Here is a 12,683-nt window from a genome sequence, read left to right on the forward strand (position 1 = left end):
ACGGGCTGGTCCAAGATCGTCCGGAGTCGGAAGTCGTTCCCCGGCATCAGCCGAGCCGCAGCGGGCTCGCATCCCAGCACAGTGGGCCAGTGCAGCGGCCGAGAAGAAGGCCCGCACAGCCGAACTCGTGGTGCGACAGACGCTTGTGAGCGACCTCAGCCGGGGCTTCAACGGCGGGATCGTCGTACGCGAGGACGGGCGCCTGCTCGTGGGCACCGGCAACGACCTCCTCCGCTCGCTCACGGGAGACATCCTCCCGGTGTCGAAGCTTCTGCTGGTGGACCCGGATTCAGGCGCGGTGAGCACGTACGCCTCGGGGCTCGGGGGCATCGACGACGTCGCTCTCGCGCCCGACGGCACGGTGTACACGACGACGCTGGGCGGCCGGACCATCGGCCGCGTCACGCCTGACCGCCGGGTCGAACACGACTGGGCGCGCGTGGCGCAGCCCAGCGGCATCGCCGTCGTACCTGACGGGAGCCAGGTGTACGTCGTCCAGACCACCGTCGCCCCGGGCCTCTACCGCATCCCCGTGACCGATCCCGGGCACCCGCTGCGCTGGATCTCCACCGAGGGGACCGACACCCTCGCCCTCCCCGACGGCCTAACCCTCGACGCCCGCGGCCGGCCTCTGATCGCCACGCACACGGCGGGCCAGATCTGGCGGGCCGAGGGCGGCACCTTCTCCGCTGTTGCGTCGGGACCGCTCCTGTCCACCCAGATCACGTACGGGCAGGGCGACGGCGGCTTCTCGGCGGGCCGGCTCTACCGAGTGGGGGTAGACGGGGGGGCCACGAGATCCCGTGAGGCCGGGCAGAGCGATGACCGGCCGAGCACGCGGTGCGGCGAGGGTGCAGGGGACTCACTCGGTTCCGAAACCGGCGCCTGCCACCCACTTCCCGAGTTCCCCCTGTACGCCGCCTACGAAGCCCTTCTCATCGGCAAGCTCAGGGGCCTGCCCGCCGTCCTGCGCCTCGAATCCCACATCACCATGAAGACGATCAAGATCGTCAGCTGACGCGGATGCCCGTAGGCCGACGTGGGGAGCGGAGCGGCCGACGGCCGTAGTCGTCACCGATCATCACCGGTCGTTGCCCGATGTGTCCGTGAGAAGTGGCTGTTCGGTCCAGATGACCTTGCCGTCCGCCGTGTAGCGGGTGCCCCAGCGGTCGGCGAACTGGGCCACCAGGAACAGGCCCCGTCCGCCCTCGTCGGTGGTCGCCGCGCGCCGCAGGTGTGGAGCGGTACTGCTGCCGTCCGAGACCTCGCAGATCAGGGCGCGGTCGCTGATCAGGCGTACGCGGACGGGTTCGGCGGCGTAGCGGATGGCGTTGGTGACAAGCTCGCTGAGGATCAGCTCGGTGGTGAACGACTCCTCCTTCAGACCCCATTCGGCTAGCGTGCGGGCGACGGCGGCTCGAACCTGGCCGACGGCCGACGGATCGGACGCGACGTCCCAGGCGGCTGTACGGGCGCTGTCGAGCGCGCGCGTGCGGGCGACCACCAGTGCGACGTCGTCCGAGGGTTGCTCGGGCAGCAACGCGTCCAGAACCGCGTTGCAGGTCTGCTCGGGCGTGCGGCCGGGGTGAGCCAGAGTACGCCGCAGCAGTTCCAGCCCCTCGTCGATGTCGCGGGTGCGGTCCTCTATGAGACCGTCGGTGTAGAGGACGAGGCTGCTGCCCTCAGGGAGTCGTATCTCGGCGGTCTCGAAGGGGAGTTCGGAGAGCCCGAGGGGCGGGCCGCCCGGTACGGCGGCAAACGTCGCGCTGCCGTCGGGGCGCACGATGGCGGGCTCGTGGTGGCCGGCGCGGGCCATCGTGCACAGCTGGGAGCCAGGGTCGTAGAGCGCGTACAGGCAGGTGGCGCCCGTGACTGGCGCGACGTCGCTGTCGCCGCTCTCGTCCTGGTCGATCCGAGTGACCAGTTCGTCGAGGTGCCACAGGAGTTCGTCGGGCGCCATGTCCAGGGAGGAGAAGTTGTGGACCGCGGTGCGCAGCCGGCCCATGGTGGCGGCGGCGTGCAGCCCGTGGCCGACCACGTCCCCCACGACGAGGGCCACGCGGGCGCCGGGTAGCGGGATGACGTCGAACCAGTCCCCGCCGACACCGCCGCTGCCCGCTTCCGCGGGCAGGTAACGGTGGGCCACGTCGAGCGCGTTCTGCTCCGGCAGGGCGCGAGGGAGCAGGCTGCGCTGCAGGGTGACCGCCATGGTGTGCTCGCGCGTGAAGCGCCGGGCGTTGTCGATGGTGACAGCCGCACGGGCGGCCAGTTCCTCGGCGAGTGTCACGTCGTCGTGCTCGAACGGCTCGGGCTTGCGCGACCGCCAGAACGTGACGACACCCAGGATGACCCCGCGGGCGCGCAGCGGAGCCGCGATCATCGAATGGATGCCGGCCTCGACAAGTCCCCGGGCCCGTTCGGGGTCTTGAGCCTGCCAGCCGGAGAAGGCGGTCATGTCCGCCTCCAGGACCGTCTCGCCCGAGCCGTAGCCGAGGCTCTGCGGGGAGGCCGGGACGAAATGGATCAGTCTGCCGGGTGGGTACAGCGGTGTGTCGTCCCGGATACCCCGGAACGCGACACGGCGCATCGCCGCCCGGCCCTCCGACGGCTCCTCGCCCCGCAGGACGGGGTCGGCCAGGTCGACGGTGACGAAATCGGCGAACCGGGGGACGGCGAAGTCCGCCAGCTCCTGGGAGGTCCGCTCGACGTCGAGGCTGGTGCCGATCTCCCCTCCGGCGTCGTACAGCAGCTTCAGGCGTTCCTGCGCCACATCGGCCCGGCCGGTGACGGTCTGCAGCTCGGTGGTGTCCCGCAGCGTCGCGACACAGCCGGACGGCCCGCCCCCCGGGTCGGTCGGCCGTTGGTTGACGGCCAGCAGCCGGTCCCCGGCCAGGTGCACCTCGTCGGTGGCCGAGCGCCCGGAAGCCAACAGCCGGGCGATGTCCGGGGCGAGGCCCAGCTCACGGGCAAGCAGGCCCTCAGCGTCCGGGCTCAGACCGAGCAGCCTGCGTGCCTCGTCGTTGGCCAGCACCAGCCGACCGTCGCCGTCGAGGATCAGAACGCCCTCGCGCACGGCGTGCAGCACCGCGTCGTGGTGCTCGTACATGCGGGTCATCTCGGCGGGCCCCAGGCCGCGGGTCTGGCGACGCAGCCGCCTGCCGACCAGAGCGGTACCGAAGGTGGCGACTGCCAGCGCGGCCGCCGCGGCACCGAGCAGCAGGGGCAGCTGATGATCGACGACTCCGCTCACGGCTTCGAGCGTGACCCCGGCGGACACCAGAGCGATCACATGGCCCTCGGCGTCGGTCACGGGGACCACGGCGCGGGTGGACGGGCCGAGGGTGCCGGTCACGGTCTCCCTGACGATCCCGCCTGCTGCCGCAGGGCCGATCGTGCCGATGTAGTGCCTTCCGATCTGTGCCGGATCCGGGTGGGTGATGCGGATCCCGTCCTTGGTCATCACCACGAGGAAGTCGACGCCGGACGCCTTTCGCGCTTCCTCGGCGCGTGGCTGGAGCACCGCGGTCGGGTCGGGACCGGCCAGGGCCTCCTCGATGCCCGGCGCGCTGGCGAAGGTCTCGGCCACGGCGAGGGACCGGTTGCGCGCTTCCCGCTCGCTGTCCGCCCGGGACTGCAGTACGAGAGCGACCACGGCGGCGACGACGAGGAGCACCACGATCGCCGCCTGGAGGGAGAAGACCTGGCGGGCGACGGTGTGGACGCTCAACGCGGAGCGCAGGCGGCCGAGGAATCCGGCCATAGTCCATGTTTAGCACCGGCCCGAATGACGGGCGAGCAGGCGGCCGGGCATGGAACGGACCGACCCAAGGGCACGTTCTGTTGATCGGCCTGACCCGCCCCGCCAAGGGCAACGCTTGCCGGCTCCTCATCGGCGAGGAGTTCGACGCCACGGAAGCCCACTGCGCCGGCCTGATGCAGCCGGCGGCCGCCGGACCGGCCGCCGTCACGCGCCACCGAGATCACCACCCTGGTCGCCGAGAAGCCGGCGCCGCTGGGGGTGCGACCGCCGGTGGGGTGCGCTCGGCCGGTGATTCCAGGCACCTGCGTCAGAGGTGTAGGCCCGGCGGACGTCTCCTGGATGCGATGCGCACCGAGGGTGGTGACACTGGTGCCATGGCGCACAAGGTATTGCTGGAAGGCGGGCCGGACGACCTCCCCGAGCGGATCGTCACGGTCGAGACTCACGGCGAGGACGTGAAGATCCCGCACCTCGGCGGATACGAGCACTTCAGAGAGACCGAACGCCGGCACGACACCGTGGAGGGAACCCTGCGGGTGTACGAATGGTGGGAGCGTACGGAGATCGCCGAGTAGGGCGGCCAGACCGCGCCGTGACCGGTGCCATGGACTCGGATCACGCCACCACCGAGTCGATTCGCCCAATGCGTGCGTCCCGGTCTTTACGAGGTCGGCTCCGCCGCCGATCTGTCTACTTGGCCTGCGGGTGCACCTACGTCCTCACAGCACCGGACAGCGGAAACGAGGCCGGCGGCCTGCCGTCGGTCACCAGCGAGATCACCATGCGCGGCAACGGAAGCGCCGTCGAACGCAGCTCGCGGGCCGGGACGCCGGACTCTCGCATCCTCACCGTCTCAGGGGAGGGAAACCTCACCCTGGCGAGGGAGGACTGTTGCCCGGCCGGGACGACGACTCAGCGACGCGCCGATGGTCGTCCCGACCGTGCGGGATGACCGCGACTGCCCCCGACCGTGCGGGGTGGCCGGTCTGTTGAACGCGCCGGGCGACCTCGGCCGTAACCGTCGGTCAGGCAGGCCCGCGGGGCGCGGGGCTCCATCCGGAACTCGAAGCCAAGGGTGCCCGGGAACTCGAAGCCAAGGGTGCCCGGGTCGAGCGCGGTCGCGCCGCCGTCGACGGTGAGCACCGCACCGTTCACGAACGAGGCGACGGGCGACAGCAGCCAGGTGATCGCCTCCGCGACCTCCTGCGGTTCGCCGGGCCGCGCGGCGGGCAGGATCCGGGTCACCTCCTCGTACGCTGCCTCCAGAGTGTCCCCCTTCAGGCCCGCCTCGTCGGCGAAACGGTTCATTCGGCGGTCCGCCATGTCAGCAGGAAAGGGCCGGTGAGGTTGGTCCGCATGACCTCGTCCCAGTCCTCCAGGGTCACCTCGCCCACGCCGCCGCCCCGCCCGATGCCGGCGTTGAGCACCAGACCGTCGAGCCGCCCGTACGTGGCGACCACTGTTTCGACGAGCGAGGCCACCGCGGCGGGGTCCCCGATGTCCGACGGTACGGGCAGAGCGCCGGTCTCCTCGGCGACCAGCCGCAGCGGCTCGGGCCGGCGCCCGGACACCGCCACCTTGTGTCCGGCCCGGGACAGCGACTGCGCGGTCGCGGCCCCGATCCCCGTTCCGCCCCCGGTCACCAGGTACACGCGCTCGTCCGCCATGTCAGCCGCCTCTTTGTGCCTCGTCCGCAGTCCCCCGTCCCGGTGATCTTAGGCACGCGCCGCCCCCGGGGCCGGGCTGGCCGGCGAACCAGCGCTGGCCCCGATCACTTTCCTGAATCGGTGGGGGAGCGCCGGCCCTGACAGCCGGCCTGGCGCCATCAGGAGGGGCGCCGCTCACTCGCCTGCCCGGCGGTGGGTGGAAGGCCCGCACAGGCCGGAGCGAGCTCGTCAGGTGTCAGGTGTCAGGTGTCAGGGGCCCGGGGAGCCGGGTCCCGGTAGCTCGGGGAAATGACTCCGAAGGCGGTATGCGTTTCCCGGTCCGTCCAACGAGGGGGGCCTACAGCAGGTGCGCATGCCCTGCCGTAGGTGACGAAAAGGAAAAGCTCGACTGAGGGCGACGGCGTTACCGACCGGGGGAACCCGTCTGGAGCGCCGTTATTCAGGCAACCGCTCTCTGGGGGCCGGCGGGCTGCGGTTTATGTCCACCGGCTTCTCCTTCACGGCTGCCCGCGGCCTGGCAGATCAAATGAAGTCGATTTCCACGGATGCGAGGAATGGGGCGTTCGGATCTTGCTTGGTACCGCGAGCGGAAGCCTGAGGACCGGAGGTCCCGCTCCAGGAGGCGCGCCTGCTACCCGAGGGCCGCTTCCTCTCTCCGCGCCGTACCGGCCGAGTCCCCGGCCGGAAGTCGGCCGATCGGCCGAAAAAGGGTGCATGCTGAGCATCAACAGCGGTCGAGTTCCTGTTCTGGAGGTCGAAAGAATGAACGGCGGCGAGGGGAGGCGGCGCCTGGCCGCCCGAGCTTCGGCCGGAAAGGGTGCCGCGGGGCACCGCTCGGCCGGAGCCCGCAGACGAGTGGCCCGGGGCGGCGGCGAGGTTCCGCTCGACCGGCTCACGACGCGAGGTCGGCTCGCTTGGCTGAACTCCGCCGGTTCCAGCATCGGCACCACCCTCGACCTGGAACGCACGGCCCAAGAGCTGGCCGAGTTCACCGTGCCCCGCTTCGCCGACGGTGCTGCCGTCGACATCCTGGAGAGTGTCCTGCGGGGCGACGAGGGCGCACGGTGGACCGGTACGGGTGTCCCGCTCATGCGGGCCACCGCGCTGTGCTGCGTCGAGGAGCTGTCCTCCCTGGAGCCCACTCCGGTGGGTGAGACCTTCGTCCGCGCCGAAGAGGCGCACGAGACGCTGCTCCACCGCTACTGTCTGCGACAGGGCAGGCCGGTGCTGGTGAGCCGTATGCGGAGCGACGACTTCATCAAGGTCGCGCCGACGGAGAGCGCCGCGGCGAAGATGCGGGCCGCCGGGGTGCACAGCTATCTCGCCGTGCCGCTGATCGCCCGCGGGCTGTTGCTCGGCAGCGCGGACTTCGTCCGCGGCCGCGGAGCACCACCGTTCTCCTCCACCGACCTCGCACTGGCGGAACAGCTGGCCTCCCAGGCCGCCGTCTACATCGACAACGCCCGGCTGTACGGGCGCGAGCGCGAGCACGTCATCTCCTTGCAACGCGCACTGCTGCCGCGCGCGACCCCGGTGACGCCCGGGCTGCGCGTGCACTCCGAGTATGCACCCTCGACGGCGCACCACGGCGTGGGTGGGGACTGGTACGACATCATGGCTCTGCCCGGCGGACGTACGGCCCTGATGGTGGGCGACGTCATGGGCCACGGTCTGCCGGCCGCCGCCACCATGGGGCGTCTGCGGACGGTGGCGCGCACCCTGATGACCCTGGACATGGCTCCGGAGCGCGTCCTGGCCCGGCTCGACCTCGCCACGCGTGATCTGGAGGACGAGCAGGTAGCCACGTTCCTCTGCGCTGTGTTCGACCCGGCCGACTCCACCTACACGCTGGCCAGCGCCGGGCACCTCCCGCCGCTGTTCCTTGACGGACACGGCTCCGCCGAGTTCGTGGACGTACCCGTCGGCGCGCCGCTCGGGGCCGGAGTGATCCCGTACGACCCGATCCGTGTCAAAGTGCCGAGGGGCGGCAACCTGGTCATGTACACGGATGGGCTCGTCAAGTCCCGGCGAGCGGACATCGACCACCAGATGGAGCGTCTGCGCTCCACGGCGTGCGGTCTGGCATCCGAGGCTCTCGAAGCCGGCGGCTTGATCGAGCGCGCCCCTGCTGACGCCACACGTTTTGACGAGGCTGTACTCATCGTCGCGACGGCCGTTTCGGATGTCCCGGCCGATCTGTGCGAGTGGCAGTTGCCGCAGGAAGGGCGAGCGGCGTCCGTCGCCCGGAGCCTGGTCACGGACCAGCTCGCCGAGTGGGATCTGACGGAGCTCGCCGACGTCTTCGAACTCGTCGTCTCCGAACTCGTCGGCAACGCCCTGCGCTATGGCAACGGGCCCGGCAGACTCCGGCTGCTGCGCGGCGACCGACTTGTCGTGGAGGTCTCGGACACAGGCCCCGACCTGCCCCAGATCCAGCACGCGGATCTCAGCGACGAGGGCGGCCGAGGTCTCCAGCTCATCAACATGTTGTGCCGCCGATGGGGTTCCTGTCGTACCGTGACCGGCAAGGTGGTGTGGGCGGAACAGAACCTGCCCTCCTGAGGACGGCTGGAACGCTGACGCCAAGACCACCGGAGGCGCTGGGACGGTCACCGGACGAGCCGGAGCGGGACGGAACCGTACGGGCGGTGCATCGCACGATCCCGAGCCACACAGGGAGTGGCCAGCCGCACCTACCCTCACCAGCCCTCTCACCGAGGCTGCGACAACGCCGCCGGACCGCTCCCCGAGGCCTTCGAACCCTCGGGGAGCCCCCTGGGATCCGCCTCGCTCCCGGAGATCGCCGCGTGCAACACCCGCAGGGCGACCAAGAGGACGCCGATGTCGTCCAGGCAAGACGGTCGAGGCGCCCTGCTCACCGCCGGGTGCTGCCCGGGGCTCTTTTGTGGGTCAGTCAAGCGATCTGGAGGGCCGCTCCCCACGCCCTCGCGCGATCCAGTTCGCCCTCGCGCAACGGGCCTTCGGTGTCCTCGATGATGAATCCCTCCGGTTCCGCGACGAGTTCATAACCGTGGCCGCGCAGTCGACGTGCGATGCCGCCAGCGGCGGCGCCGGCCAGGCGCATGTCCGCCCTGGTGTCGAAGGCCGCAGCGGCGTGGGTGCCGGTGTGGGCCTTCGGGAGCGTGTCGTGGAACCAGCTGCGGACGCCAGGGCCCTCGGCGCCCTCCTCGGGGGTGAAGGGACGCTCTGCCTTTTCGGCTTCTTTCTCCTCGGTCTTCAGCCCCATCTTCCGGCTCATCCCCGTGGTCATGCCCCGCATGTGGGTCGGCCCGCCGACGACCAGCAGGTCGGTGGGGCCGATGCGCTCGGGCAGGGCGTCGGCCACTGCCACGCACTCGACGTCGGCGTCCGGGTGTGCTTGCTGCACGCCCTCTCCGATCGCGTCAGCGATCTCGCGCGTGTTGCCGAACAGGCTCTCGTACACGATCACGGCACGCATCACGACTCATCTCCTCAGGTGCTTCCTTCTCCGGTCTCCGCCGCCGCTTCGATCGCCTGCAGTGCGTTGCGCAGGACGATGCCGACGCCCGGAGAAACTAGCGTCCAGTAGCGGCCGAACCGTGTGGTGGAGACCGGGTCGGTGCAAGCGGTACGCGCTTCGTAGGTCAGGAGGGACCGCCGTACCCCGTAGGGGTGGACGACGAAGGCGGCGGCCATCTTCGCCCAGCCGGGCTCCTCGAAGTCCGGGTAGTCATCAGGTTCGACACGGCGCCACTCGATGGTGGGCTTCCACACCTTGCCGACCGCCCCGAAGACGATCTCGTGCCCCGCGCGCTCGCCCAGAGCAACCCATGGTTGGGCCTCCACGTCGGCTCGATCACCGGCTGCGGCGGTTTCGAACAGATCGGATACCCGCATCGAAGGCGGTGTGGCAACGGGCCGACGGCGCACTCGGTCCGGCACGCCACGCGCCCACATGACCGCGTCGAACAGCGGTGAATGTATGGACAGCATGTCCAGATCACGGGCTGCGCCGTACACGACGTCCGGCGCGGCGGTGATCACGGCGCACTCAAGGCGGGAGAATCGGAACCCGGGCAGAGCCGAGTCGAGCAGGAGCGGCTCGGCTGCCGCGTTGGCGTTCGGCTGGGTGTTCATGTGGACCTCCCGGATCCGACACCACCAGTCTGGTCCACATGACGGGCATCCCGCTGGGGTCGAATGGTCCCCAGTCGCATCACCGGCGTCTCTGCACACTCCGCTGAGGCAACGGCACCCCCTGCGCCGACCTGCGCGGAAGAACGCCCGGTCCGCATCGAGGCGGTGACCGCGAACGTTCCGCTTGGCCGGTTCGGCGCCGCGAGGAAGTGACCTCGGATATCCGGCTCCGGTGCCGACTGCGCTGTCGAGGGAGGCTTCACGCTCTGGCGCGTGTGCGTCGGCCCCTACGCCTGGTCGTCACGCGCCTTCCGTTTCAGCGCCGCGCTGGGTTCCGTGGCACGCGATCTTGGTGCGCTGGTCCGTGAATGGTCCGGACACTCTCCGCCTGGACGGTTCGGCGCTCGTCATTCTGGCGGGGAAGTCCCGGCCCCTCGCCATCGACGCGGCCGGACGCTTCGGCGGTGAACCCGTGGTGTTCCTCAACACCTTCGGCCCGAGATAGCGGCAGGCGGCCGAGCGGGGGCAGGCAGGGGGATCCCTGTCTCAGAGCCAGCCGCGGCGGCTCGCCTGGACGCCGAGCTGGAAGCGGGTCCGTGCGCCGAGGAGTTCCTGGAGGCGGTTGATGCGGCGGCCCACCGTCCGTTCGCTGACGCCGAGTTCGCGGGCTATCGACTCGTCCGTCAGGCCGGCGCTGAGACACGTGAGGAGCTGCCGGGTCTCGGCGCTGGGGGCCGTACCGGTGTCGTCCGCTGTGTCGACGGCGTTGGGCAGCGGGACGGCGATCTGCCAGTACGACTCGAAGACGCCGATCAGCGCGTTCAGGAGGTCCGATCGCCGCACGATGATGTGGTGACGGCGGGACCAGTCGCTCGCGGGGGGAGCGACGAGGGCGAAGCGGGCGTCGCAGATGCCCATGTTCAGCGGGACTTCGGTCAGGACACGCGCCTGTTCACCGAGGTCGACGGAGGTCTGGACAGCCTCTCGGGCGTTCCGGTCACGCAGGACCTGGGAGCCGTAGACGACGGAGGTCCTGACGCCGCGTGACAGCGCTTCCTCGCAGCCCGGGGCCAGCATGTTGGGGCGCGCCGACCGGCCGGTGTACCCGATCGTGAGGGCGCGGATCTGCTCGGTTGCCTCGTCGTACAGCCGTCGGCCGATCGCGGTGCGGGCCTTCTCCGTGCGGACGATCTCGATGTAGCCGGCGCCTTGGGCGTGATGGTCGTGCCAGAACCGGGTCAGCTCCTCGACGCCGTCGCGCAGCGTGGCGAGCTCCCTGGTCCGGCTCTCCATCAAGGCGTCGAGCGCGGTACGCGGCGGCTGGGCCACGAGCCCCGCGCCGTCCGGGTCCACCAGGCCGAGGGCGGTGAGTTCGCCGACCGCCGCGCTCATGGCGGGCGTTGTCACGTGCAGGACGTCCGCCAGCTCGGCAGGCGTCATCGGGCCACGCTCGACGAGGGAGAGGTAGACGTCCTCGGCCGTCGCGCTGACCCCAATGCCTTGAAGTGAATACACATTCCGACTATTGCATGGCCGGTGTCCGCGTCCGCGATCTCTCCCTGGACGGGGCCTGTCCTCTTTCCGCCACGCCGGAATCCGACACCGTGATCTCTTTCGTCGTAAGCCGATTACTCGCACACTCTGCCTACGGCACGACCGACCGTCCCGCCTCGCTCTGCTGAACATTTCCGCACATGAGGCTCCCTGAGCGGGCGGTGTCATGTATGCCCGTGCGGCTGTGGCTCCGAGCGGGTTGTTTCGTGCTGTCCGGCGCCCGAGATCGAGTTGTGCGCGGTTCCATCAACTCCAGCTGCACATAAGTTTGTTGGGTGCACATGCGTTGACTCTTGAGCTGTTCTGTTCGACCATGTTCGAAGTTCTCGTCGGTGAGGCTCGGGCCTGCTGACGAGGCCGCTGTCGCTTCCCGGACTCGGAAAGCGCGTGCAGGGATGACACGAGCCTTTTGATTTCGCGTGACTTCGCGGCGATGTGTCGCCGCTCGCGCACCACCGCACGTCTTTCGAGCCGTCTATTCAAGGAGTAATGCACATGTCCACTCGTCGCAGCCGCCGACGTGCCGCAGCCGTCGCTCTGGGAACGGCCGTCACCCTGACGCTCGGGGCCTGTTCCAGTGGTCAGGACACCGTGAAGCCCGGAGGCGACGACACCGCGAAGGTCGAGGGCAAGATCTCTCTGACGTATCTGCAGAAGCAGGGCGACCAGGAGTACTTCATCGGTGAGGCAGCAGGAGCCAAGGCGAAGGCCCAGGAGCTCGGCATCGACCTGAGAGTGGTCAACCTGGGCAACGACGCCAACAAGACGATCAGCGAGGTGCAGTCCGCCATCGCGCAGAAGACGAACGGCCTCATCGTCGTCGTCCCCGATCCCGCGGTCGGCCCCCAGCTCGTCCAGACCGCCAGGGACGGCAAGGTCGCGCTGCTCACCTCCGACGACCAGATCTGCACCACCGGCCCGGACCCGGCCGCCTGCGCTCCCGACGCCCTGGTGCCGCGCATCGGGTTCAGCGGCGCCCAGATGGGCGGCGAGGTCGGCAAGCGCGCCGCCGAGGAGTTCAAGAAGTCCGGCTGGAGCGCCGCCGACACCCGGACCGTGTCCGCCTGGAAGCAGGACGTCACCGTCTGCACCGACCGGGTGAAGGCCGCCGAGAAGGCCTTCCAGGACGGCGCTGGCGCGGACGTGAAGAACATCGCGGTCCCGACGGACAACACGCCGACCGGTGCCCAGGACAAGATCGCGGCGACCGTCACCGCCAACCCCGGCGTCAAGCACTGGATCGTGTGGGGCTGCAACGACGAGAACGTCCAGGGCGGTGTCACCGCCCTGGAGAACGCCGGCTTCAAGGCTTCCGACGTCATCGGCGTCGGCCTCGGCGCCTACCTGGCCTGCAAGAACTGGAGCTCCGGAAGGCCGTCCGGGATGAAGGCCGCCCTCTTCATCAACGGGGCCGACGTCGGTGCCCTCGCCGTCCAGACCATGTACGACAAGCTCAAGAACGGCAAGGGGTTCCCGAAGGAGGCATTCGCGCCGACCAAGATGGTCGACGCCTCCGACTGGAAGACATCCGGGCTCACGTGCGGCTGACCCGGCGCCTCGCGCCGACGGGCTGACCGGACGCT

The 12,683-nt window shown here is 70.0% G+C and carries 9 protein-coding genes and 1 pseudogene; 5 read left to right on the forward strand and 5 right to left on the reverse strand.

Features of this window, described 5'->3' with window-relative positions; genetic code table 11:
• Positions 1 to 145: 145 nt before the first annotated feature.
• Complete coding sequence (locus AC07AW_RS15230; RefSeq protein WP_478815899.1) at positions 146 to 1,018, forward strand: SMP-30/gluconolactonase/LRE family protein; 873 nt, start codon at positions 146 to 148, stop codon at positions 1,016 to 1,018.
• A 63-nt stretch (positions 1,019 to 1,081) separates the two neighbouring features.
• Here AC07AW_RS15230 and AC07AW_RS15235 read toward each other — a convergent pair whose 3' ends face one another.
• On the reverse strand, positions 1,082 to 3,760 hold the full coding sequence (locus AC07AW_RS15235) for a SpoIIE family protein phosphatase (RefSeq protein ID WP_478815900.1): 2,679 nt from the start codon (positions 3,758 to 3,760) through the stop codon (positions 1,082 to 1,084).
• A gap of 374 nt (positions 3,761 to 4,134) precedes the next feature.
• Here AC07AW_RS15235 and AC07AW_RS15240 point away from each other — a divergent pair, with 374 nt between their 5' ends.
• Positions 4,135 to 4,335: a DUF5988 family protein gene (locus AC07AW_RS15240; protein WP_478815901.1), complete on the forward strand. Its 201-nt coding sequence runs from the start codon at positions 4,135 to 4,137 to the stop codon at positions 4,333 to 4,335.
• 508 nt (positions 4,336 to 4,843) lie between these two features.
• On the opposite strand, the pseudogene AC07AW_RS15245 reads toward AC07AW_RS15240, so the two are convergent.
• Positions 4,844 to 5,427: pseudogene (locus AC07AW_RS15245) on the reverse strand (SDR family NAD(P)-dependent oxidoreductase); the annotation flags it as partial.
• Between the two features lie 762 nt (positions 5,428 to 6,189).
• Here AC07AW_RS15245 and AC07AW_RS15250 point away from each other — a divergent pair.
• Positions 6,190 to 7,989, forward strand: coding sequence for an ATP-binding SpoIIE family protein phosphatase (locus AC07AW_RS15250; RefSeq protein WP_478815902.1), 1,800 nt, complete (start codon positions 6,190 to 6,192; stop codon positions 7,987 to 7,989).
• 352 nt (positions 7,990 to 8,341) lie between these two features.
• On the opposite strand, the gene AC07AW_RS15255 is transcribed toward AC07AW_RS15250, so the two are convergent.
• Together AC07AW_RS15255 and AC07AW_RS15260 are read right to left on the reverse strand one after the other, a co-directional pair.
• A complete protein-coding gene (locus AC07AW_RS15255) occupies positions 8,342 to 8,887 on the reverse strand; it encodes a flavodoxin family protein (RefSeq protein WP_478816253.1) in 546 nt (181 codons plus the stop codon).
• A gap of 14 nt (positions 8,888 to 8,901) precedes the next feature.
• Positions 8,902 to 9,546: a hypothetical protein gene (locus AC07AW_RS15260; protein WP_478815903.1), complete on the reverse strand. Its 645-nt coding sequence runs from the start codon at positions 9,544 to 9,546 to the stop codon at positions 8,902 to 8,904.
• A 364-nt stretch (positions 9,547 to 9,910) separates the two neighbouring features.
• Here AC07AW_RS15260 and AC07AW_RS15265 point away from each other — a divergent pair, with 364 nt between their 5' ends.
• Positions 9,911 to 10,051, forward strand: a complete 141-nt coding sequence (locus AC07AW_RS15265; RefSeq protein ID WP_478815904.1) for a hypothetical protein — start codon at positions 9,911 to 9,913, stop codon at positions 10,049 to 10,051.
• Positions 10,052 to 10,092: 41 nt separating this feature from the next.
• Here AC07AW_RS15265 and AC07AW_RS15270 read toward each other — a convergent pair whose 3' ends face one another.
• The gene (locus AC07AW_RS15270) at positions 10,093 to 11,061 is read right to left on the reverse strand and encodes a helix-turn-helix transcriptional regulator (RefSeq protein WP_478815905.1); all 969 of its coding nucleotides are present in this window, start codon (positions 11,059 to 11,061) and stop codon (positions 10,093 to 10,095) included.
• 534 nt (positions 11,062 to 11,595) lie between these two features.
• Here AC07AW_RS15270 and AC07AW_RS15275 point away from each other — a divergent pair.
• The gene (locus AC07AW_RS15275; RefSeq protein WP_478815906.1) at positions 11,596 to 12,648 is read left to right on the forward strand and encodes a substrate-binding domain-containing protein; all 1,053 of its coding nucleotides are present in this window, start codon (positions 11,596 to 11,598) and stop codon (positions 12,646 to 12,648) included.
• Positions 12,649 to 12,683 lie beyond the last annotated feature (35 nt).

The organism is Streptomyces sp. NPDC044003 (genome assembly GCF_056435185.1).

Coding starts and splice junctions, on each gene's coding strand:
- AC07AW_RS15235 (WP_478815900.1), bottom strand. CDS start 3,760: ATGGCCGGATTCCTCGGCCGCCTGCGCTCCGCGTTGAGCGTCCACACC.
- AC07AW_RS15240 (WP_478815901.1), top strand. CDS start 4,135: ATGGCGCACAAGGTATTGCTGGAAGGCGGGCCGGACGACCTCCCCGAG.
- AC07AW_RS15250 (WP_478815902.1), top strand. CDS start 6,190: ATGAACGGCGGCGAGGGGAGGCGGCGCCTGGCCGCCCGAGCTTCGGCC.
- AC07AW_RS15255 (WP_478816253.1), bottom strand. CDS start 8,887: ATGCGTGCCGTGATCGTGTACGAGAGCCTGTTCGGCAACACGCGCGAG.
- AC07AW_RS15260 (WP_478815903.1), bottom strand. CDS start 9,546: ATGAACACCCAGCCGAACGCCAACGCGGCAGCCGAGCCGCTCCTGCTC.
- AC07AW_RS15275 (WP_478815906.1), top strand. CDS start 11,596: ATGTCCACTCGTCGCAGCCGCCGACGTGCCGCAGCCGTCGCTCTGGGA.